The 21,452-nt window shown below is 63.2% G+C and carries 19 protein-coding genes and 1 tRNA gene; 8 read left to right on the top strand and 12 right to left on the bottom strand.

Annotated elements, in window-relative coordinates:
- Positions 1–105 precede the first annotated feature (105 nt).
- Positions 106–858, top strand: a complete 753-nt coding sequence (locus HCZ97_RS10400) for a thioredoxin family protein (RefSeq protein WP_167688641.1) — start codon at positions 106–108, stop codon at positions 856–858.
- 195 nt (positions 859–1,053) lie between these two features.
- On the opposite strand, the gene HCZ97_RS10395 is transcribed toward HCZ97_RS10400, so the two are convergent.
- The 4 genes from HCZ97_RS10395 to purB form a co-directional block, all read right to left on the bottom strand.
- A complete protein-coding gene (locus tag HCZ97_RS10395) occupies positions 1,054–1,941 on the bottom strand; it encodes a lysophospholipid acyltransferase family protein (RefSeq protein WP_167688639.1) in 888 nt (295 codons plus the stop codon).
- A gap of 5 nt (positions 1,942–1,946) precedes the next feature.
- Positions 1,947–2,846, bottom strand: coding sequence for a DMT family transporter (locus HCZ97_RS10390; protein WP_167688638.1), 900 nt, complete (start codon positions 2,844–2,846; stop codon positions 1,947–1,949).
- A 460-nt stretch (positions 2,847–3,306) separates the two neighbouring features.
- Positions 3,307–4,371, bottom strand: coding sequence for a flagellar motor switch protein FliG (locus HCZ97_RS10385; protein WP_167688636.1), 1,065 nt, complete (start codon positions 4,369–4,371; stop codon positions 3,307–3,309).
- A gap of 189 nt (positions 4,372–4,560) precedes the next feature.
- Positions 4,561–5,868, bottom strand: coding sequence for an adenylosuccinate lyase (purB, locus tag HCZ97_RS10380; protein ID WP_167688635.1), 1,308 nt, complete (start codon positions 5,866–5,868; stop codon positions 4,561–4,563).
- Positions 5,869–5,963: 95 nt separating this feature from the next.
- Here purB and HCZ97_RS10375 point away from each other — a divergent pair, with 95 nt between their 5' ends.
- The 3 genes from HCZ97_RS10375 to map all read left to right on the top strand — a co-directional run bounded on the left by HCZ97_RS10375 (position 5,964) and on the right by map (position 8,563).
- Positions 5,964–6,371: a DUF6314 family protein gene (locus tag HCZ97_RS10375; protein ID WP_167688634.1), complete on the top strand. Its 408-nt coding sequence runs from the start codon at positions 5,964–5,966 to the stop codon at positions 6,369–6,371.
- Positions 6,372–6,565: 194 nt separating this feature from the next.
- The gene (locus HCZ97_RS10370; protein ID WP_167688633.1) at positions 6,566–7,294 is read left to right on the top strand and encodes a DUF3445 domain-containing protein; all 729 of its coding nucleotides are present in this window, start codon (positions 6,566–6,568) and stop codon (positions 7,292–7,294) included.
- Between the two features lie 519 nt (positions 7,295–7,813).
- Positions 7,814–8,563, top strand: coding sequence for a type I methionyl aminopeptidase (map, locus tag HCZ97_RS10365; protein ID WP_167688632.1), 750 nt, complete (start codon positions 7,814–7,816; stop codon positions 8,561–8,563).
- A gap of 310 nt (positions 8,564–8,873) precedes the next feature.
- On the opposite strand, the gene glnA is transcribed toward map, so the two are convergent.
- A complete protein-coding gene (gene glnA / locus HCZ97_RS10360; RefSeq protein ID WP_167688631.1) occupies positions 8,874–10,280 on the bottom strand; it encodes a type I glutamate--ammonia ligase in 1,407 nt (468 codons plus the stop codon).
- 72 nt (positions 10,281–10,352) lie between these two features.
- Positions 10,353–10,691, bottom strand: a complete 339-nt coding sequence (locus HCZ97_RS10355) for a P-II family nitrogen regulator (protein ID WP_119400636.1) — start codon at positions 10,689–10,691, stop codon at positions 10,353–10,355.
- 157 nt (positions 10,692–10,848) lie between these two features.
- On the opposite strand from HCZ97_RS10355, the gene HCZ97_RS10350 reads away from it, so the two are divergent.
- Both HCZ97_RS10350 and HCZ97_RS10345 read left to right on the top strand, forming a co-directional pair.
- On the top strand, positions 10,849–12,414 hold the full coding sequence (locus HCZ97_RS10350; RefSeq protein ID WP_167688630.1) for an NAD(P)H-hydrate dehydratase: 1,566 nt from the start codon (positions 10,849–10,851) through the stop codon (positions 12,412–12,414).
- A gap of 123 nt (positions 12,415–12,537) precedes the next feature.
- Positions 12,538–12,621, top strand: a tRNA-Leu gene (locus HCZ97_RS10345).
- 73 nt (positions 12,622–12,694) lie between these two features.
- Here HCZ97_RS10345 and xerC read toward each other — a convergent pair.
- The 6 genes from xerC to HCZ97_RS10315 all read right to left on the bottom strand — a co-directional run bounded on the left by xerC (position 12,695) and on the right by HCZ97_RS10315 (position 18,325).
- On the bottom strand, positions 12,695–13,720 hold the full coding sequence (gene xerC, locus HCZ97_RS10340) for a tyrosine recombinase XerC (protein ID WP_167688629.1): 1,026 nt from the start codon (positions 13,718–13,720) through the stop codon (positions 12,695–12,697).
- Positions 13,717–13,923 (bottom strand): hypothetical protein, encoded by a 207-nt coding sequence (locus HCZ97_RS10335; RefSeq protein WP_167688628.1) that lies wholly within the window; start codon positions 13,921–13,923, stop codon positions 13,717–13,719. Before HCZ97_RS10335 ends, xerC begins: the two co-directional genes overlap by 4 nt.
- A gap of 290 nt (positions 13,924–14,213) precedes the next feature.
- Entirely contained in the window at positions 14,214–14,948 is a 735-nt protein-coding gene (locus HCZ97_RS10330) for a hypothetical protein (protein ID WP_167688627.1), read from the bottom strand.
- A 30-nt stretch (positions 14,949–14,978) separates the two neighbouring features.
- On the bottom strand, positions 14,979–16,457 hold the full coding sequence (locus HCZ97_RS10325; RefSeq protein ID WP_167688626.1) for an ATP-binding protein: 1,479 nt from the start codon (positions 16,455–16,457) through the stop codon (positions 14,979–14,981).
- 244 nt (positions 16,458–16,701) lie between these two features.
- Complete coding sequence (locus HCZ97_RS10320) at positions 16,702–17,697, bottom strand: GIY-YIG nuclease family protein (protein ID WP_167688625.1); 996 nt, start codon at positions 17,695–17,697, stop codon at positions 16,702–16,704.
- Positions 17,698–17,803: 106 nt separating this feature from the next.
- Positions 17,804–18,325, bottom strand: coding sequence for a hypothetical protein (locus HCZ97_RS10315; RefSeq protein ID WP_167688624.1), 522 nt, complete (start codon positions 18,323–18,325; stop codon positions 17,804–17,806).
- A 122-nt stretch (positions 18,326–18,447) separates the two neighbouring features.
- Between HCZ97_RS10315 and HCZ97_RS10310 the strand changes: the two genes are divergently transcribed.
- Both HCZ97_RS10310 and HCZ97_RS10305 read left to right on the top strand, forming a co-directional pair.
- Complete coding sequence (locus HCZ97_RS10310) at positions 18,448–18,645, top strand: hypothetical protein (protein ID WP_254871459.1); 198 nt, start codon at positions 18,448–18,450, stop codon at positions 18,643–18,645.
- Between the two features lie 545 nt (positions 18,646–19,190).
- Complete coding sequence (locus HCZ97_RS10305; RefSeq protein ID WP_167688622.1) at positions 19,191–21,365, top strand: P-loop NTPase fold protein; 2,175 nt, start codon at positions 19,191–19,193, stop codon at positions 21,363–21,365.
- The last annotated feature ends 87 nt before the right edge of the window (positions 21,366–21,452 follow it).

The raw sequence follows: 21,452 nt of genomic DNA, 5'->3' as shown, positions 1-21,452 counted from the left end.
AATCACGGTCGCGTCAATGACGACGCTCTCGCAAAACCTTGATTGGCCAAGCCGGACGGGCTTGGCTAAGTCTCACGGGGTGACGAAACAAGCGGAGACCTGGGGATGATCGGACGGCGCACAGCGATGCTGATGGCGGGCCTTGCGGCGACCTGGCCGCTCTGGAGCGCCGGCACCGCCCAGGCGGACCCGGTCGGGACCGGGGTGCAGACAAGCTCACCCGTGGTGGTGGAGCTCTTCACCTCTCAGGGCTGCTCCTCCTGTCCGCCGGCGGATGCGCTGATCGGCCAGCTGGTCGGGCGCGAGGACGTGCTGCCGCTGGCCATGCACGTGGATTACTGGGATTACCTGGGCTGGAAGGACAGCCTGGCAGATCCCGCCTTCACCAACCGCCAGAAGGCCTATGCCCAGGCGCGCGGCAAGCGGATGATCTACACGCCGCAGATGATCGTGGGCGGATCGAGCTTCCTCAAGGGCACCCATCCGATGCAGCTGGCCGATTACATCGACCTGCACCAGGACCGCCCTGATGCATATACGCTCGAGGTCGATGTGCAGGGCGAGGGCCGCTACCGCCTGATCGCCAGCGAACAGCGGCCCGGCAGCACCAGCCCCGCGCCGCTCACTGTCCAGCTGATCCATTACCGCCCGGTCCAGACCGTCCATATCGAACGCGGCGAGAACGCGGGCGCAGAGATCACCTACATGAACACCGTCGCCAGCTGGGCGGACCTGGGCGAATGGGACGGGCAGGGCACGTTGCAGATCGATTTCAACAGCGACGCCGACCTGCCCGGCGCCATCCTGCTGCAACGCCTGGGCCATGGCCCGATCGAAGGCGCCATCCGCTTGCCGTAATTACGCCCGCACCGCCACCCCGGTCCAACGCGCCGCCCCCCACACACACCGCACGCCCGGTCCCTCTTTCTTCTTGTCGAAAAACTCTGGGGGGAACGAAACAGGGGGGCATCGAGCCCCCCTGTTTCGTGGGGGGCAAAGCCCCCCCGCACCCGGCCGCCGGCGCAAGCCCCGGACTTTCAGGAGCAGCCCTTCTCAGCCCGCTTCTTTCCAGCGCCGGTGGACCCAGAGCCATTGCTCGGGATAGCGGTGCACCAGCGCCTCCAGCGTATCGTTATAGGCCTGTGCCATCGCTTCCGGTGCCATGGAGGGGATCGGCTCCTCGATCCAGAGGTGGAAGCTCAGCCCATCGGGCTGGCGAATGGCGAAACAGGGGATGACCAGGGCGCCGTAACGCTCCGCGATCTCGAAGGGCGAGGTCGAAGTATAGGCGCGATGTCCCATGAAGGTCAGCTCGGCCCCGGTGCCCATGTGCTGATCCAGCAGGATGGCGACATTGCCGCCGCCCTTCAGGTGGCGCACCATCTCTCCCAGGCCCCGTCGCCCGCGCGCAAACAGCGGCGTGCCCGCGACCGAAAGGGCCGAGACATAGTGGCGGTCGAAATAGGGGTTGTTGAGCGGCCGGTAGAGCGCCCCCGCCGGGCTGCCGGAGCGGGTCAGCAGCGCGCGCCCCTCTTCGTAGCTGCCGAAATGGGCCGAGGCGAAGATGATCGGCTGGCCCTTGGCGCGCGCGGCCTCGTAGGCGGCGACGCCGGGGCCTTCCATGACCTTGCACCAGTCGCCCCGGCGCAGTTCCTTGGAGGAATACATCTCGATCAGGCTGCGGCCGGCGTTGTCCGCGACGCCGCGCTCCAGCTCACCCACGCGCGCCTCGGGCAGGTCCGGCCAGACCAGCGCAAGGTTGTCGCGCACCCGCGTGTTCCAGCCGGCCAGCGGGCCGACCACATGGGCAAAGAGCCAGCCCATGAAGCGCACGCGGGTCTTGTAGGGCAGCGCCAGCGCCAGCTTGATCAGGCCGGTCAACAGCAGGTTCACGATGTAGTACCCGACGCGGTCGCGTGGTGGCAGGTCGCTTGGCTGCATGGTTGTCAGAGCCCTTCCGGCGGTGTCTTGGCCTGCGCGGGCAGGGCGGTCTGCTGCCCCGCGCGGGTTTCGCGGTGCCATACATAGACACCGGCCACGACGATCACAAGCGCACCGACAATGGTCCAGAGGTCCGGGTACTCACCGAAGATCACCACCCCCAGGAGCGTGGCATTGATCAGGCCGACATAGGCAAAGGGCGCCAGCATGGCGGCCTCGCCGATCGACAGGGCACGGATCAGCAGCAGCTGCGCCACGGTGCCCAGCCCGGCCAGAAGCACCATCTTGGCGGCCGTCGCCAGCCCCGGCATCTGCCAGTAGCCCGGCAGGATCAGCGTGACGATCACCGCCCCCAGGCCGGCCCCGTAAAGCAGCGAGGTCCAGGGATCTTCTCGGTCGCCCATGTGGCGGGTGATCAGAGAGAAGCCGGTATAACAGCAGGCCGCCATGAACGGCAGCACCGCGTGCCAGGTAAAGACGCCGGAGCCGGGGCGGATGATGATCAGCGCGCCCACGAGTGCTACGGAAATCGCCGCGATGCGCCGGGGCCCCAGCTTTTCGCCCAGGAAGAGCGCCGCGCCCAGGGTGATCAGCACCGGGTTCAGGTCCATGATCGCGGTGTTTTCCGCCAGCCCCAGGAACTGCAGCCCGGAGAAGAAGCTTGCCGTGGCACAAAGCAGGAAGGCCCCGCGCACCGCCTGCATCACCGGATAGCGCGAGCGCACCACCTGGCTCAGCCGCCGCCAGGTCAGCGCCAGCACCACCAGGGTGGAGCCCGCGTAGCGCGCCCACAGCGCCATGACGGTATTGGTATCCTCGGCGATGGACTTGGCCGTTGCGTCCATGGAGGAATAGCAGACGATCGCGATGATCATCAGCATGATGGCGCGGGCATTGTTGGACATGGGGCAGGATCCTGGCTGGAAAGGGCCGGGAGTCTGAAAGCCGGGCCGGAACCGGACGCAGACTAGGGGGCGTGCCAGGGCAAGTCCATAGCCTGCGCCAAGCGCTGCGGGGTCGTGGGGGTCGTCATGGGTGGCGCGGCTGCGTCGCCAGCCTGACTTTTAGAGTCATTGAAAGTCAATTAGTTGCGGGGAAATCTTAAAGTAGAGGTTCGCCTTTCGCGGATCGCTTGGGAACCGGTTTACGCGTTCCGGTAAAGCGGGTTTGCGGATTGCAGCGTGCTTGTCGCAGCGCCTGTCGGGGTGGGGTCCCAGGACAGGCGGAGCGCGGTCTGACAGAGGCGGAAGCCGCAAGAGCAGCGCCGGGGCGAAGCTGGTTTAGGCCCGTCACTAGCCATCAACTGAGCGGCGTCCACCCAGGGGGAGCGTCGCCGTCTGCTCCCGGCCAGCAGCCGCAAGCGCTCTAGCCGTCTTCGGCCTCATCATCGCCCGTGAGCAGCAGCAGGTCGCCGGAGGCTTCCAGCTTGCGGATCTCTGCCACGATTTCGTTCATGGCCTCTTCCGCGTCCTTGGCCTTGACCTTGCCGCGGTCGTTGATCTCTTCGCGCAGGCTGTCGGCCAGGCGGGCGGACATGTTGCCCAGGATGTATTCTGCGGTCTTGGCGGTTTCGGGATCGGTAGAGGCGGCCAGGGCCGTGACCAGCACCACCTGATCGACGCCGCGTACCACCTTGGGCACGTCGCGGGGAGCCACGCGGGCGGGGATGTTGGTGAAGGTGAAGATCGCCTTGCGGACCTTTTCGGCGAAGGCCGCATCGGTTTCATCCAGCCCCTCCAGCACATCGTCGCGCGTGGCGGCGGTGGAGAAGTTCAGGATCGCGCCGACCCGTTCCACCGGCCCCTGGTCGAAGGCCGATTCCGGCTGGTTGTCCAGCTGGGCGGCCAGCGACAGGCCGATGCGGTCCAGGCTGTCCGGGGTGATGCCGCTGGTCAGGGAGACCGCGTAGGTGATGCGACGCGCCCGCGGCCCGGGCAGGAGCGACAGGAGCTTGGCGGCCTTGCCGGTGTCCAGCTTGGACAGCATGACGGCCGCGATTTCGATGCTTTCATTTTCCGCGATGGGCAGCAGCTTTGAGATATCCAGGCTGCTGACCCGTTCCCAGGGATTGCCGGTCTGGCGCACGCCGGCTTCCTTGCGCAGGCGCGCGGCGGTATGGGGGCTGATCTTGCCATCCAGGATCGTCAGCGCCCCGGCTAGCCCCTTGGGGAAGGTCAGGCCCAGGCTATCCAGTTCCTCGACGAATTCATCCACCACCTGGCCCAGCGTGTCGCGGTCGATGTGGCGCATGGTGCCCAGCATGAAGGTCAGCTCTTCCTGCATTTCCTCAGGAAAATCCTTGTACTGCAGGTCGGCACCGCTGTTGAGCAACAGACGGACGATGATCGCCGCCTTCTGCTTGCGCGTCAGCTGGCCCGGGATGACGGGCGCGGGCGGAGAGAGCTGTGCCAATGGCGTCAGATTACCCATTTTCCCCTCGTTCTTGGTTGGGGGCAGATAATCAGGGAAGGGTGAAGAAAGGCTTTAGCGGCGCAGGCTTTGCCGCGGTCGTGGCGTTCCCCTGTGGGGGCGAACAGGCAATCCCGAAGCAGGCGTAGGGGCAACGAAAAAGGGCGGCCCCAAGGAGCCGCCCCGTTTCAACCGATCTATCGCGCGCGATCAGCTTTCGCCGAAGACGCGGGTGAAGATCGTGTCGACATGCTTGGTGTGGTAATCCATGTCGAATTTTTCGTTGATGCCATCGGTGCCCAGGGCCGCGACGACCTCTTCATCCGCCAGCAGCAGCTCACGGAAATCAAGGCGCTCTTCCCAGACCTTGAGCGCATTGCGCTGGACCATGGAATAGGCCGCCTCACGCGAGACACCGGCCTGCGTCAGCGCCAGCAGCACCCGCTGGCTCATCACGAGGCCGGGGAACTTGTTCATGTTGTCCAGCATGTTGTCGGGGAAGATCAGCATCTTGTCGACAACGCCGGCCAGCCGGTTCAGCGCAAAGTCCAGAGTCACGGTCGCGTCCGGGCCAATGCCGCGTTCGACCGAGGAGTGGGAGATGTCGCGCTCATGCCAGAGGGCCACGTTTTCCATCGCCGGGATCACGGTCATGCGGACCAGGCGGGCGAGGCCGGTCAGGTTTTCCGTCAGAACCGGGTTCTTCTTGTGCGGCATCGCCGAGGAGCCCTTCTGGCCCATGGAGAAGAACTCGGCCCCTTCCAGAACCTCGGTGCGCTGCATGTGCCGGATTTCGATCGCGACGTTCTCAATGCTGGAGGCGATGACGCCGAGGGTGGCGAAGAACATGGCGTGGCGGTCGCGCGGGATCACCTGGGTGGAGATCGGCTCGGGGGAAAGGCCCAACTTGGCGCAGACGTGCTCTTCGACGCGGGGGTCGATATTGGCGAAGGTGCCGACAGCGCCGGAGATGGCGCCGGTAGCGACCTCTTCACGGGCGGCTTGCAGGCGGGCCTTGTTGCGGTCCATCTCTGCGTAGAAACGGGCGAAGGTCAGGCCCATGGTGGTCGGCTCTGCGTGGATGCCGTGGGAGCGGCCGACGCGCACGGTCATCTTGTGTTCCAGCGCGCGTTTCTTCAGCGCCGCCAGCAGCTTGTCCATGTCTGCCAGCAGGATATCGGCGGCGCGCACCAGCTGGACGTTCAGGCAGGTGTCGAGCACATCCGAAGAGGTCATGCCCTGGTGGACGAAGCGGGCCTCTTCAGAGCCGACGTGTTCGGCCAGGTGCGTCAGGAAGGCGATGACGTCATGCTTGGTGACGGCCTCGATCTCGTCGATGCGGGCCACGTCGAATTCCACGTCCTTGGCTTTCCAGACCGCATCGGCGTTTTCACGCGGGATCACGCCCAGGTCCGCCATGGCATCGCAGGCATGGGCCTCGATCTCGTACCAGATGCGGAACTTGGTCGCGGGCTCCCAGATATCGGTCATTTCCTTGCGGGCATAGCGGGGGATCATGGCGGGGCTCCTCTGGAACGGCTTTACGCGGTGTCGCGCGGTCTTTACTGCCTGTGGGGCAGGGCGGCAAGGCCGCGAAGACAAGAGCAGGGGTGATGCGGGATCTGAAGGCTTTCGAAGGGACGTGGATCCTCAGCCGCCGGGTGGAGAATGCCCTGGGCGAGGATGCGACGCTTTCGGGCCTGGCGCGGTTCGCCCCCGAAGGCGCGGGGCTGCGCCTGACGGAGCGCGGCGAGATGCGGATCGGGGCGCAGAGCCTGCAGGCGGAGCGCAGCTATCTTTGGCAAGCGGCGGGTCCGATGATCGCGGTGCGGTTTTCCGACGGGCGTTTCTTTCACGACTTCGACCCCTTGGCGGAGCGCCCGCAGGCGCGCCATGACTGCGCGCCGGATCTTTACCGGGTGACCTATGACTTTTCCGCCTGGCCCGATTGGTCCAGCAGCTGGAAGGTCAGTGGCCCGCGCAAGGACTACCTGATGCAGACCAGCTACCGTCGCGCCTGATTTTGCGGTTCCGGGGGACGCAGGCCGCCCCCATCGAGGGGCCGACCTGCGTCGGGGGCAAAGCCCCCGGGCGCCCTGTTGCGGACCGTGGCGATGCTGAAATCGTGATCGAGAGGGGCGGCGCGACGGCGGCGCGCTTTTCATTTGCGCACATCCTGCTCGCCAAGGCGCAAAGCGGGCCATACACAGGTGGCATGGACCCGATCAAACAATCCTCCCTGCCGTACAAGGTGCCCGAGCGGCTGCCCGGGACGGCCCCGATGGACCCGGCAGACTGGCTGCTGATGGATGATGCCTTTGCCGGCCAGATGGCCCTGCGCGATGAGCTGATCGCCACGCGGCCCGAGGATGTGCTGGCGCTGGATCCCGGCGCGCGGGCCCCGGCGGAAGAGCTGCTGGCGACCGTGCTTGACGTGCTGCGCGACCGCCCCGGCTACCGGGTGGAAGAGATGTCCGTGACCCGCCCCGATGCCGTCACCGTGCCCCTGCTCCCCGAGGCGCCGATGGCCACGCTGGGGCGCCTGGTGCAGGAGGATTTCTGCATCATGGAGCGGCGCGAGGGCATGACGGAGCACATGCTGACCGGCGCGGTGCTGTGTTTTCCGGCGCAATGGACCCTGCGGGAGAAGTTCATGCGGCCCATGGTCTCCATCCACCGTCCGGTTGAAGAATACGACGAACAGCTGGCGCGGCGCGTGCAGCGCTTGCTCGATGGGGTGCAGGTGGGCCGGCCGCTATGGCGGGCGAACTTCCTGGGCAATCGCGCGCCGGTCCTGTTCAACCCGGAAAGCGAAAAGGTGGAGCGTAGCCACCGCTATGACAGGGAGGCACCCTACCACCGCTCTGAACGCCAGACCATCTGGCGGCTGGCAGAGAGCAGGGTGGTGGTTTTCGGAATCCATACCTTCATCGTGCCGGCCTGAACGGGGCGGGGGCTGAGCGCTGGTTGAGGGGGCAGGGCGGATGGCGCGGATGCCGGAGACCGACGCAGGCCTTGCTTGGTCGGTTTCGTGCGCGGCATCGCGCCCTTGCTCACTTCTTGCCCATTGGCCGCCGATCGCTTGCCTGAGGGCCATGGCGCGGTGACAGGAGCGGCGCTCGGCTGGACTATATGGGCGGCATGCGCCATGTCGGATGGGCTATCTGTGTGCGAGGTGCTTTGAGCGCGGAAGGCTGAAGCGGGTCGGATCGCGCACGATTTAGTCCGGCGCGATATAATCGCTCCCGACTTGATCGCCCGCGATTTGATCGTGCGGGATAGGATCGCAGACGATTTGGTCGCGCACGTCTAAGCTGGGCGGGACGGGAGCGGAGGCGATGGGGTGACGCATTTAAAAGTGCGCCGCCGCAGAAGATTGGGGCCGCATAAAACGGCCGCCTCAGACAAAGGCCGCGGACAGATGCCGCTGCAAAGGAACGTGGCAAGGGAACAGGGTGCAGAGATGACGATTACCAGGCAGGACGAGCTGGACGGGCTGAAAGAGATCGGGCGCATCGTGGCCAATACCATGCGCGCCATGGCCCGCGCTCTGGAACCCGGCATGACCACGCGGGAGCTGGACGAGATCGGGCGCCTTTGCCTGGAGCAGGCCGGGGCGGTCTCGGCCCCGCAATCGACCTATGATTTTCCCGGCGCCACCTGCATCAGCGTCAATGAAGAGATCGCCCATGGCATCCCGGGCGACAGGGTGATTGCCAAGGGCGACCTGGTGAACATCGATGTCTCTGCCTCCAAGAACGGCTTTTACGCCGACACCGGGGCGACCCATCGCGTCGGGCCAGTGCGCCCCTCTCTTGAGCGGCTGTGCCGGGACGGTAGGCGCGCCACACAGATCGGCATTGCCCAGGTCGGGGCCGGCAAGCCGCTGGCCGGGATCGGCAATGCCATCGGCCAGTTCGCGGAAAAGCGCGGCTATACGCTGATCCGCAACCTGGCCAGCCACGGCGTGGGGCGCTCCCTGCATGAAGAGCCCGAGGAAATCGCCACCTGGCCCACCCGGGGCGACCGGCGGCGGATCCACAAGGGGCTTGTGCTGACCGTGGAACCCTTTCTGTCCCGTGGCGGCCAGTTCGCCAGCGACGGCAGCGATGGCTGGACGCTGTACAGCACGCCGGCCGCGCCGGTGGTGCAATATGAACATACGGTCGTGGCCACGGAGCGCGGCGCGATCGTGCTGACCCTGCCGGGCTGAGCGCGGAATGCCGCGCGCAGTTCTGAGGCTTAGCAGAAGGCGTGGCTCTGACGGGGGCGCAAAATAGCTATTAAGATCAGTTTGATGACTGGCCCGGGGCAGGGGAAACTGGCCCGTGCCTGGCGTGTCTGCTTTGCCTGTGAGTCCCGGTGAAAGACCGTGGCGGCCTCCCTCAAAAGCGCTGCTCTAGCCACATCCAGACATACCCCGTGCCATCCCGACACCAGCGCCCAGACCTATCTTTGCCATCTCGCCAACGAAAAAGGGGCGCCCCGAAAGGCGCCCCTCGTGTCCGTCGATCCGAAAGGGATCAGCAGGAGTAGTACAGCTTGTATTCCACCGGGTGCGGCGTGTGCTCGTACTCTTCCAGCTCTTCCATTTTCAGGCCGATGTAGCCTTCGATCTGGTCCTTGGTGAAGACGTCGCCGGCCAGCAGGAAGTCCATGTCGGCTTCCAGCTCGGTCAGGGCTTCGCGCAGCGAGCCGCAGACGGTCGGGATGTCAGCCAGCTCTTCAGGCGGCAGATCGTAGAGGTTCTTGTCCATCGCGTCGCCGGGGTGGATCTTGTTCTTGATGCCGTCGAGGCCGGCCATCAGAAGTGCGGCGAAGCACAGGTAGGGGTTTGCCGAAGGATCGGGGAAGCGGGCTTCCACGCGTTTTGCCTTGGGGGATTCCGCCCACGGAATACGCACGCAGCCGGAGCGGTTGCGGGCGGAATAGGCGCGCAGAACCGGGGCTTCGAAGCCGGGGATCAGGCGCTTGTAGGAGTTGGTGGACGGGTTGGTGAAGGCGTTCAGCGCCTTGGCGTGCTTCAGGATGCCGCCGATGAAGAACAGGGCTTCGTCGGAGAGATCCGCATACTTGTCACCAGCGAAGAGCGGCTTGCCGTCCTTCCAGATGGACATGTTCACGTGCATGCCGGTGCCGTTGTCGCCTGCGATGGGCTTGGGCATGAAGGTTGCCGACTTGCCGTAGGCCTGGGCCACGTTGTGGATGATGTACTTGTACTTCTGGATCTCGTCAGCCTGCTTGGTGACGGAGCCGAAGATCAGGCCAAGCTCGTGCTGGCAGGAGGCCACTTCGTGGTGGTGCTTGTCGACCTTCATGCCGATGCGCTTCATCGTGGAGAGCATCTCTGCACGGATGTCCTGCGCGTCGTCGATCGGGTTGACCGGGAAGTAGCCGCCCTTGACGCCCGGACGGTGGCCGGTGTTGCCCATCTCGTAATCGGTGTCGGTGTTCCAGGATGCGTCCAGCGCGTCCACTTCGTAGGACACCTTGTTCATGGCAACGGAGTATTTCACGTTGTCGAACAGGAAGAATTCCGCTTCCGGACCCATGAAGGCGCTGTCGCCGATCCCGGAGGAGATCAGGTAGGCTTCGGCTTTCTGCGCGGTGCCGCGCGGGTCGCGCTCATAGGGCTCCATGGTGTCGGGTTCGACAACGGAGCAATGCACGCAGAGGGTCTTTTCGGCATAGAACGGATCGATGTAGACCGACTCGGTGTCGGGGATCAGTTTCATGTCGGAAGCTTCGATCGACTTCCAGCCCGCGATCGAGGAGCCGTCGAACATGAAGCCTTCATCGAGGAAGTCTTCGTCGACCAGGTCCGCAACCACGGTCACGTGCTGCAGCTTGCCCCGCGGATCGGTGAAGCGGATGTCGACGTAGGCAACGTCCTCATCCTTGATCAGCTTGAGAACGGATTCCTTGCTCATTCCCTTTTCCCTTCGGTTTTGAGTCTCTTGGAGTGCGCGCGTCCCCGCACGCCCACCCTGTAAAGGGTGTGTTTAGAGTGCGTCCGTGCCGGTTTCCCCGGTACGAATGCGAATGGCGGTCTCTATCGGAGAAACGAAGATCTTGCCGTCACCGATCTTCTCGGTCTTGGCAGCATCGATGATGGCCTGAATGGCGCCATCCACCTGGTCGTCGTCCAGCACTGCCTCGATTTTCACCTTCGGCAGGAAGTCGACGACGTATTCGGCACCGCGATACAGTTCCGTGTGACCTTTTTGACGGCCAAACCCCTTCACCTCGATGACGGAGAGACCTTGAACGCCCACGTCTTGAAGCGCCTCCTTCACCTCATCAAGCTTGAACGGCTTGATGATCGCTTCGATTTTTTTCATCGGAAACTCCTCGCAGTAACGTCGGTCCGGTCAGACCACTTTCACGTCGCACTCACAATTGACTAATGTCAAACGCCGGTGAGAGGCTAGAGGGCGCAACGAAATGCCGCGCGAAAAATATGCGGCGTGACTAATATTTGTGCAGTTTGGAAAGATCATGTCAATATTGCTGACCGGTGCCCAGATGAAAGCCCGGGAGATGGAGCAGATTTCAGCCGGTTCGGTGACCGGTCTGGAGCTGATGGAGCGGGCCGGGGCAGGGGTGGTGGATGCCGTTCTTGCGCGCTGGCCCCGGCTGGCGGAGGCGCCGGGACGGGCGGTGATTCTCTGCGGGCCCGGCAACAATGGGGGCGACGGTTTCGTGGTGGCCCGCCTGCTGGCGGTGCGCGGCTGGGCGGTGCAGCTTGGCCTGCTGGGCGATCCGGGCGCCCTGCCGCCTGACGCGGCCGCCAACAAGATGCTGTGGGAGGGGCAGGGGAAGACGCTGTCCCTTGAGGAGGCAGCGGGGCAGGCGCCGGGCGCGGACCTTGTGGTGGATGCGCTGTTCGGCACGGGGCTTAGCCGGGCGCTTTCGCCGGATCTGGCCGCGCTGCTGGCCCGTGCCCTGGGGGCGGCGCGCCATGGCGTGGCGGTCGACATCCTCTCTGGCCTCTGCGCGGATTCGGGGCGCTGGCTGGGGGAGGATCCGGGCTATTGCGCCGATCTGACCGTGACCTTCCACGGTGCCAAGCCCGGCCATGTGCTGGGGGCGGGCGGTGAGGCCGGCGGGTCGCTTGAGGTGGTGGATATCGGCCTGCCGGGGGAGGGATCGGATGAAAATCGCGGCACTGGGGGCGGCACAGAGGTGGCAGAGCTGCTGGCGGACCCGCGTTTCTGCGCCTTGGTGGCGAAAAAACAGGCAGGCGCGCATAAATACGGGCATGGCCATGCGCTGGTCCTTACAGGTGGCGCGGGCAAGACCGGCGCCGCACGACTGGCGGCACGGGCGGCGCTGCGGATCGGGGCAGGGCTGGTCACCCTTGGCGTGGCCCCCGGGGCTGAGGCCGAGGTCGCATCCCAGGTCACCGCCCTGATGATGCAGCCCCTTGCCGGGGCATCGGATCTGGCCGCGCTGCTGGAGGATCCGCGTTTCAACGCGCTGTGCCTTGGCCCCGGGCTCGGGATCGAGCGGGCGCGGGAGCTGGTGCCAGTGGCCCAGGAGGCGGCCCAGGACGACGATCGCGGGCTTGTGCTGGATGCCGATGCGCTGAGCGCCTTCGGCTCCGATCCCCAGGCCCTGTTCGCCGCACTGCCCGCGCGCGCGGTGCTGACGCCCCATGGCGGCGAGTTCGCGCGTCTCTTTCCCGACCTGTCCGAACGGCTGTCTGATCCCGCCACCCGTGGGCCGGCCTTTTCCCGCGTCGATGCGGCGCGTGAGGCCGCGCACCGGGCAGGCTGTGTGGTGCTGATGAAGGGCGCGGACACGGTGATTGCCGCCCCTGACCGGCGCGTGCGGGTCCATGCCGCCCTGGGCGCGCGGGCCGCACCCTGGCTGGCCACCGCCGGGTCCGGGGACGTGTTGTCCGGCGTCATCTGCGGGCTGCTGGCCCGGGGGTTCCCGGCGTTTGATTCCGCCGCCATGGGCGTCATGCTGCATGTGGAGGGCGCGCGCCATTTCGGCCCCGGCCTGATCGCCGAAGACCTGCCAGAGGCCCTTCCTGCGGTTCTGCGCGCCCTTGAGTGAGCGCGCAGGCCCTTTGCTGGCAGGGCGAAAGGGCCTGCCGGCATCAATCCCGCGTCGCCTGCCGTTTTAGGCTTCAATCGGCGCGGGCGCTTTGCTAGTAAGCGCGTCACGCGATCAGCGTGTGCGGGTGTGGCGGAATTGGTAGACGCACCAGATTTAGGTTCTGGCGCCTTTGGCGTGGGGGTTCGAGTCCCTTCACCCGCACCATTTTGATTTTAAAGAGAAAACTTCCAAATTTGAAACGCTGCGCTCAGATCGAACAGCCGAGTTTGGCAGTTTGTTAGCACTTTCCTGGTTCGTTTCTGCTCTGTTCCCGTGCTGTCTGGGCCCTTCTGGAGGCTGCTTTCTGGTTGGCTTGAGCGGTATACTTCTGAACCATCGATAGCGTCTTGTGACCGGTCACGGCCTGGATGTCGCGCATATCGACTCCGGCGTCGGCCAACTGGGTCGCCGCCGTATATCGCCACCCATGAGGCACGAGACGATCCTTCCCGGCGAGGACGCCGATCGCTTTCCGAATTGCCTCGAGCTTCTTCTGCACCTGCCGCTTGCCAATTTGCTGCGTGCGGTTCTTCGCGAGAATATGGGCTCCGTTCCGGGGAATGGTTTCCAGGAAACGCTGAAGGCGCGTCGGGCAGTACACCTGGATCCTGGCTGAGGTCTTCTCCTGAACGACTGTCATATACTCGCCATCAAAGTCGGCCCACTTCATCGAGATGCAGTCACCAAGCCGCTGGCCAGTTCCAATTGCCAGTTCATAGGTGATGCGTTCCACGCTATGCTCTTCGCATGCTGCTTCGTAGGCGAGCAGCTTGTCCTCGGGCCAGGGCTCATATTCTCCGCCCGAAAGCTTCTCGACGTCCACGACAGGGTTACGGTTGATCCATTCGAGGTCCACGGCATGGCGCATGAGGATCGAGAGGACGGCCACGCGTTCGTTGGCCTTCGACCAGGTGTCCTGCAATGCATCGCGCGCCTCGATGGCGTGTTTGCGACGGAAAGTGCGGACGTCTCTGGCACCGTTCTTCTCACGGATTGCTTCACAATGCCGTCTGTAGTTGGCTGCGGTTCCCTTGCTGAGGCGCTTGTACTTCGAGCTCTGGTAGTAGCTGGCGATCAACCGGTCCCAAGTCGTTCTAGACGCCGCAGACGGTTGACCACGACGCAGATGCCAGTATTCCCGCAGGAAGGCGTCGCTGCCGGGCGCCGCCTTGAGACGTACCCTTGTCTTGCCTTTCCGGAAGTAGTGGTAGGTACGCCCCTTCACGGTGATGGTGTCCAGGTAGGGAAGTTCCAGCTTCTTCATGTTTCGAACCCTTCGTCGGGCACGGCGCCGGTCAGGATCGCTTCCAGGTCGGAGACACGCCAGCGCAGTACCTGCCCGGCGAGGTCGATAGGCTGCGGCAGCGCGCCGATCTGGACGAGGTTCCTGAACTCGTTCGTGCGCATATCCAGCATCTGCGCCGCGGTTGCTTCCTTGACGGCCAGAAGGGGTGTGCGTCTGGACATGTGTTCCCTCCCTTTCCGGCGGTTGTCCTGCGTGAAGTCGTCTTGCCAGTTTAGTGGGGATTGGGGCCTGCGGGGATGGGGTAGACCCCGTACACGCCTGGAAACATGTGGATAACGGCCCGAACTTGCGGAGAATTTCTCTTCTGGAGCAATTGCCACCGGTACGGCGGCGCGCATGTTGGGCAGCGAACGTTTGGCAAAACTTTTCATGGAGAGAGTATTCCGGGAATACGCGAACCCGAGCTGCGCCTTGAGCGTGCGGGTGCTCAAGGCGCGGCGAGCCGAGACAGTCATGACATGTGTATCGGTTGAAGCGGCGACAGGTCTGACGGCGTATCGCCAAGCCACTGCGCGAGGACCCGGGCGTTCATTTCGCGCCGATGCACCAAGTCGTTCGAGATATTCTCGAGAGTATCCTTCTTGGATCCGAGCAGCGCATATGCCTTGCGTTCCGCCTGACCCAGTTTCGCACTGATCCGCTGTTTCTCCTCCCCGGTCAACCTGTACATGTCAGCAGGCCCAAGCCAGCTATGGCCGTTGCGGCCAAGGCCCAGCTCACGGTCCAGCTGCAGGACCAGGGTGGTTGCAAGAGCGAGGTCGCTTTCCGTGTCTCCCCCTGCGCCGCCGGAGATCGTGCCCAGCACCAGCCGCTCGGCCGCGCGGCCGGCCATCAGGATCAGCAGCTCGGTCTCGATCTCCTCGACCGTCAGCTGGGCGAACGCCGAACGGCGTTCGGTCCGACCGTCGCGGTCAGAGAGGCTGAGCTTCACGACAGATCCCGGCACCAGCAGTTCGGCGGCAAGCGCGTGACCGGCTTCGTGGACGGCGATACGGCGGAGCAGTTCCGGGTTGGGCTGATCGATCCCGAGGTGTCGGCGCACCAGGTCGGATGACATGAGCAGTCGTTGCCGCCGCGCATCGGCGGTGGCGGCACGCAATGCGGCGTCGAGTTCGGCGGGGGTCTTGCCGACTGCGGCGCGCGCCAGGGTATTGATCTCGCTTTTGGGCAGCTTATCCGCCAGCACCTTGCCCAGGATCAGCCTGATGTCCGCGAGCTACGGAAGTGGCATTTGCAGGATCTGGTCAAACCGGCCAGGCCGCGTGATCGCAGGATCGAGCCGGCTGATCTGGTTGCAGGCCCCGATCAGGATCATGCCCGGGGTACGTGCCAGCCGGTCGATCTGCTGGAGGAAGCCGTTCACGACCTGAACCCGGTAGCTAATCCCGTGCTGGTCGCCACCGAAGCGCGACCCGACCGAGTCGACTTCATCGATGAACAGGACGCAGGGGGCGTTCGCGACCGCGTCGTCGAAGCATTTGGTCATAGCGGCAAGCATATGTCCGAGGTGCCCGGCAGCTTGCCAGTCGGCGAAACTACCCTCGACCAGAGCGACACCAGCCGCCTCGGACAGCTGCCGGGCCAGGTAGGTCTTGCCCGACCCTGGGGCGCCATGGATCAGAAGGGAGCGCGACATCTCGCTCCAGTTCAGATCGCCGGCCTGCCACGCCGCAAGATCCTCTACGATGTTCCGGACAGCATGGTGCGCGGGCGTGGTGCCGTCGATGATGGCCGGGCCGGAGCGCTCTCGCGCGACCTCTTCGGTGGGCGCTGTCTTGGTCATAAACGAGATCCGTTCTGCCACTTCTCGGGCTGTCGGCGCGCGGCACGCCATCGCCAGATGTCCCACCTCCAGAGTGGCCAGGCTTTCATCGTTGGGCAACAGTGCCCGCACGCTGTCGGCATCGATCCGTCCGGTCGCGCTGTGGCTGACGCTCAGGGCGAAGAGCAGGATATCGGCATTCACCTTCTCCAAGAAGAGAATGCGCTCGCCTGTCTCGCCGGCGCCGACGAGAGCTGGCAGGTGCTCCTGCTTCGCGACCGGCAGCAGGATTGGCGCCGGATGCTGAAGCAGGCGCTCCAGCTCCTTTTCCATCACTGGGCGGTCAGGCAGCTGGAGCACCGGATGCGGCGCGGACCTTGGCGCTCGGCTCTGGATTGCCCAGCCATTCGGCAGCATGGCGGCAGTCAGCAACTTTCCCAAGGAAAGGGTGGGTTCGAGGCCCACCACGACCGTCAAAGCTCCGGGTTGGAGTGTTGCCTCCCAGGTCTCCGCAGTCCGGAAGGTTGCGGCAAGGCGGGCCAGAAGGATCACGTCGCGGAGGGGAAGCGGTATTGCGGGACGGGTGCTGCCGTCCTGAGCGGTGGCGAAGGGATCGCCGCCGTCTGCCGCGATCGCGTCCCACTCCTCCGGGGACAGATGAGGCGCGCTGCTGACGCGCCCCATGGCCTCGGCGGCGGACTCCATCCCGGAAGCTGCGCGGCGCGAAGGCGGTTTCGGGCTGTCGCCGCCTTCGTACGCCATCAAAGTGTCAACTGCGGCGGCGTCACCATCTGTTGCGCGCCGTTCGAGATCGACGATGTCAGCTTCGGTCGCGCGCAGGCGCGCGATGCAGTCCTGGGCGTAGGCCCACCACTGCGGGCGCTTCGCGCCATTTTTCTTTGGAAGGGGGGATTGGGGGGAAGGTTTGGTCATTGTCAGCTCCGTACTGTACGGATCAGGACGCCCGGGTTGGGACCGCGATCCGGAAGGGGGCGTGGAAAGGTTCAGGGAAGAAGAGGTGGCGCTGTCCGGTATGTGGGCGTTACGGCGCAGGTCAGGACGCCCCGCACCCTGTGGCGTGCGGGTTACGCTTACGGGCAAACGGGCCGGGCCGCTGGGGCGGCTCCGGATCCGGACGGGACCGTTCCGGAACCGGCCCACGCTTGGGTCGCTATTTCTATCGGATGTCGTCCAGGTGCTTCAGGATGATCGGCGCGATCTCGATCCCGTAGACCTCGGTCTTGACCGCCAGCCAGTCCCGAAAGTGCTCATGTGGAATGATCGCGTCCGGATGAGACGTCTTCAGCGCGCGGTGGAGGGCCTTCTCCTGACAAAGCGCGGCGTGGCCTGTCGGCTGCGGAACGGTCCGCAGAAGCTCTGCCTGGATTCCGGATTGCAGCAAGAGTTGATTATGCAGTCGCGATTCCGGGTCTCGGGAGAAGCCCAGCTTGACCACCCGAAGCCCGGTAGGGAGTTCCAGACGAATGGCATAGATATGACTTGGTGCAGTAGCCCAACCTTCCCCGCATGCGGTGCATTGAAAGCGACCGCTCTGCATGTTTGCCCGGGCAACCCGCTGCCTATGCCCATAGCCGTGCTGATAGATCCGGTAGTTCGGGTTGCCTTCGGGATCGCTTCCCAGCAGCTGCCACCCACGGTCAGCTGCTTCCTCGGCTTCTTTCCCGGAGTGACAGGTCTCGCAGCGCAGCTTGCAATGGCCGTTTGCGATACGTTCGATCTGTCCGAACTGTCGGCGCACGGTGTGGCCGCACACCGCGCGGTAGATGCCGATTTTATGATAGTCCGGGTCATAGCCTAGGAACTCCAAGCCAGCCTCCTGCGCGATCACGACGATGGCGCGATGCCTGCAACTCGCACAAGCTGGCTGGGCGGTGCGCAAGGTGAAGATCTTCTGCGCCGTCAAGGCTCCACAGGTGTGGCACCGCAAGACAACGTGGAACTTGTCCCGGACCCTGCGGATCAGGTCGAAGCCCTTAGACTGGGCAATTGTGTTCCACTCCGTTTTGATCGGTCCTGCATAGGTACGGGACCAGCCTTCCGCAGAGAGCTTACGGGAGCCGCGCGGCAGGTAGAGCTTATTCTTGGACGCGCCGACGTAGATATGCGGGCGAACGGGTGCGGATTTGAGAGACGTGTGTGCGGGATGAGCCATCACTGGACCTCCGAGAATATGTCGGCTGAGAACGAGGGCACGTTTGTTTGAGCCCTGACCCGTTCCGGGACAGGGCATCAGGGTGCCGGGACGATGTTTGTGGAGATCAGGCGGCGAAGGGCTCGTATCCGGTGAAAGCCTCCGGGAAGGCCACGGCATCAATCGGGTTCAACATGTCGAGCATGCAGACCTCGTGGAACTGCTGCCGCCCGCGCGCGAGCATCTGCACGATGCGCAGCCCCTCGGGGTCCCTTCCGTTCCAGGAGAAAAGATCCAGGTGACCCGCAACGACCTGGCGAGCAGTCCGGAGTTCGGCAGCGGTCTCGCAGCCGAGCGTCCAGTGCAAGTGACGCGCGAAACGCTGGAGCGGGACATCGCTCGGACGGGTAGCTGGTGCGTCGATGACGGAGCAGCAGCGACCGGTGGCACGCTCCCACCCGAGTTCCGCCTCCTTCAACCAATGATCGAAACCCGGATCGGACCAGAGGCCGTTCTCAATGTCACGCTCGGCCTCGATCGCAGCGGCCAAGGCCGCGAGCAGGTGTGAGAAGTGGCCCGAAACGGGCGAATGACGAAAGTGCGCGGGTTCATCCGCGCCGTGGCGCGTGGTAGGGCAGGTCTCAGCCATGATCGATCTCCATGTGATCGGTTGGGGTTAGAGTGTGATGGGGAGGTCAGAGCCCCCATCGCACTTGACAATTTAGGTTTATGACGTCATTTAGTCAAGTAGTTTCTTGAAGGAGATTCGAAATGGCTAAGATGGGACGTCCAAAACTGGATACCGAACCGGTCACCATCAGAATGGATCGTCAGATGCTGAAGGCGATCGACGATTATCGGCGGGTGCAAGAGGATCTGCCTTCCAGGCCAGAAGTTGTTCGGAGGGTCATGACAGAGTGGCTGGCCACACGGGCAAAGGACGAAGCCGAGGGAGATCGCTCAGCTTGATAAATTAGGGCGCGCGGACCTGATGGCCTGGCCGGGCAGATCTTGGGCGGGGATACCAGTTGCCCCGGACAACACTTTCTCCGGCATAGGGGCCATGCGCGCCGAAGCCGCAAAGTAGCCGCTGAGCGCAGGGAAAGATCCTTGCCACTGAAAGACACCTGGGCACCCAACCAACACGAACCGCCCCTCAGCCGCCATTGGCGGGTTCGCGGGTATAAAGTGCTGCTTCCCCGAACCGGACGGTCCCGGGGGCGCTCGGCGGAGGCGGGGTGTCCAAGATCAGAGACGCCGATCTAAGCTACCGTTAGCCGACTGACTCGGTTTACGCCGCACTTGCGAAGTCAGGTGTGGGCGGGAAGCGGACTTTGGCCGCGCTCGCGAAGAGCTTATGTTAGTGGTCATGGAACCGGACATTCGACTCCTGCCGTGTCCGAAACTTGCCACGGTAAAATAGTTCGTCCGGCCAACATGCAGACTTTAGTGAGGATGGACTTTGTTTTGCTGCAAAGGGTTCTTCCCTGGGCCAAATCTGCACGAGGTAGTAGATGAGTAACTTTGACGATGTTCCAATCACGACCCCCGACAAAGATAGATTTGGGTGTGACCCATTCGCCAAGGCCATCAGCGATTGCATTCGTAGTGTCGAGAACCCGCTTGGCAGCGTGGTGGCAATCTACGGTCCTTGGGGCTCTGGCAAGAGCAGCGTTATCAATCTTGTCCGGCACCATCTTGCGAATGATGCGGCCGATTTCGAAGTGATTAACTTTCCGGCGTGGATGTATCGAACCGAAGATGCGTTGGCCGTGGGATTCTTTAAGGAACTCTACGCTGGGCTTTCGCCCGTCCTTTCGGAGCAGACAAAGGCCGCTGGAGCCCTCCGCAAGTTGGGGGCCAACCTTGCAGGCGCAAGCAGTCTTGCGGGTATGGCTGTAGGCTTGTTTGCAGGATCACTGGGAGAGAAGGCAACGACCGCGACCCTGGACGCACTCGGCGGCTTCATCGAGCAGGGTGAAACTGCAGAGGACCTACAGGCGACTCTTGCAGACGCTCTTCGTGAAGCAGGGAAGAAGTTCCTTGTAATCATTGACGATCTGGACCGTCTTTCACCGGAGGAGGCGCTGGTCATCTTCCGGTTGGTCAAATCTGTAGGACGGCTTCCAAACGTGATGTATCTTTTAGCCTATGATCGAGAGACCACTGAGCAGGCCGTTGCACGTCGGTTTCCGTCTGAAGGCGCACATTACCTTGAGAAGATCATTCAAGCGGGATTCGAGCTTCCTCAACCCGATCAATCACATCTTAACGTCATGATGGGTGAGGTGCTAGATGGTTTGGCGGCTGACCTACCTGACATTGATCCGGTCGAATTTGGCAATTTGTTTCATTCTATCGTGGTGCCGGAGCTGAAAACGCCTCGGGATGTCTTGCGACTGGCGAACACGCTTTCGATTACAATCACTCCCATCAAGTCTGATGTCTTTTTGCCGGATTTTGTGAGCCTTGAAACTCTGCGAGTGTTCCGACCAGCGGTCTATAAGGCCATACGGCAGAACAAATCGGCCATCCTGAACGCAGGTCAGAACGATAGGTACGACCAGCGTGATGCCCGTTCTGCCCAATACGCATCGATGCTCCTGGGGAGTGAACCTGAAGAAGATCATGGGCAACTTCGGGAAGCCCTTATGAGATTGTTCCCTCAGTTGCAGAATGTCTTCGCAAACACCATTCACTCAGGGACAAGGGAATGGGCTCGTCAAAGGCGAGTTTGCTCAAACGAACACTTTGACACCTATTTCCGATTTTCAGTCTCGCCGAAGACCATACCGAAAGCAGAACTCGACTATCTCCTCGACGCATCGAGGACGGTTGAAGAGATTCAGGACCGTGTTCGGGACGCGATAGAGATCACTCAGGCTGAAGGGCGGACCAAAGCCTCATACATCCTTGATGAGTTGACAGCCCACGGACCCAATATCTCCATTGAACAGGGCGAGAAACTGTTGACCGCATTGTTTGGCATGGCCGACGAATTGTTCTTGGACCAAGATGAGGGGCGCGGTTTCGGATCATTCGGCGACAACAGGTTCAGACTGCACTGGCTGTTGCGAGCCATACTCAGAGACCGAACTACCCTTGAAGAACGATCCGAGATATTGGCAAGGGCTGTTGCGGCAGCCACCTTGCAATGGCACGTCGATTTCAGCAATTCGGCTTGGGAGGACCACTACCCCAGCAATCCTGACCGCGATCCTTCTTCGGAAGTGGAAACGCTGACAACTGAAGCCGTAGCTCAGCAACTTCGAGGGCAAACACTCGAGATGCTTCGGGCAGCCGCTGCCGACGGGACCATGCTGTCGTCAACCAACCCTGCCCGCCTGCTTTCTGAATGGGACGGGCTACAGCCTGATGGGTCTGGCGAGGTCATTGCCTTCACAACTCAGGCTTTGGAGGGCGACGCGAAGCTCTACCAACTCGCTTCAGCTTTCCTAGGGAAGTCTTACAGTCAAGGCACGGGAGGTTTCGGTGGCGCACCTAGCGATCTCGTCCAACGAGAGAACGACCGCGCACAGGTCAACGGAATTGACCGATTGTTAGATCAAGACCAGTTCAGACGGCGGTTGAGCGAAGCACAGCGAGGCGACACTCTCAATGAACAGCAGAAGTCTACCATCAGTCGGTTTTTAGCTGCGTGGGATCGACGAGACGCTGGTGAAGACTGACGATCCTTGGCTCGACTCGAGGCCGTTTCCCATTTTGCCACGCGATGCCTGCATCGCTAGATGTTGTGGGCTAAATGTGCTACGCCT

Origin of the sequence: Pseudooceanicola sp. HF7 (genome assembly GCF_011806405.1) — a bacterium.
GTDB lineage: Bacteria > Pseudomonadota > Alphaproteobacteria > Rhodobacterales > Rhodobacteraceae > Pseudooceanicola.
The sequence above is the reverse complement of the archived record's forward strand: the minus strand, read 5'-3'. Positions and strand labels throughout refer to the sequence as shown.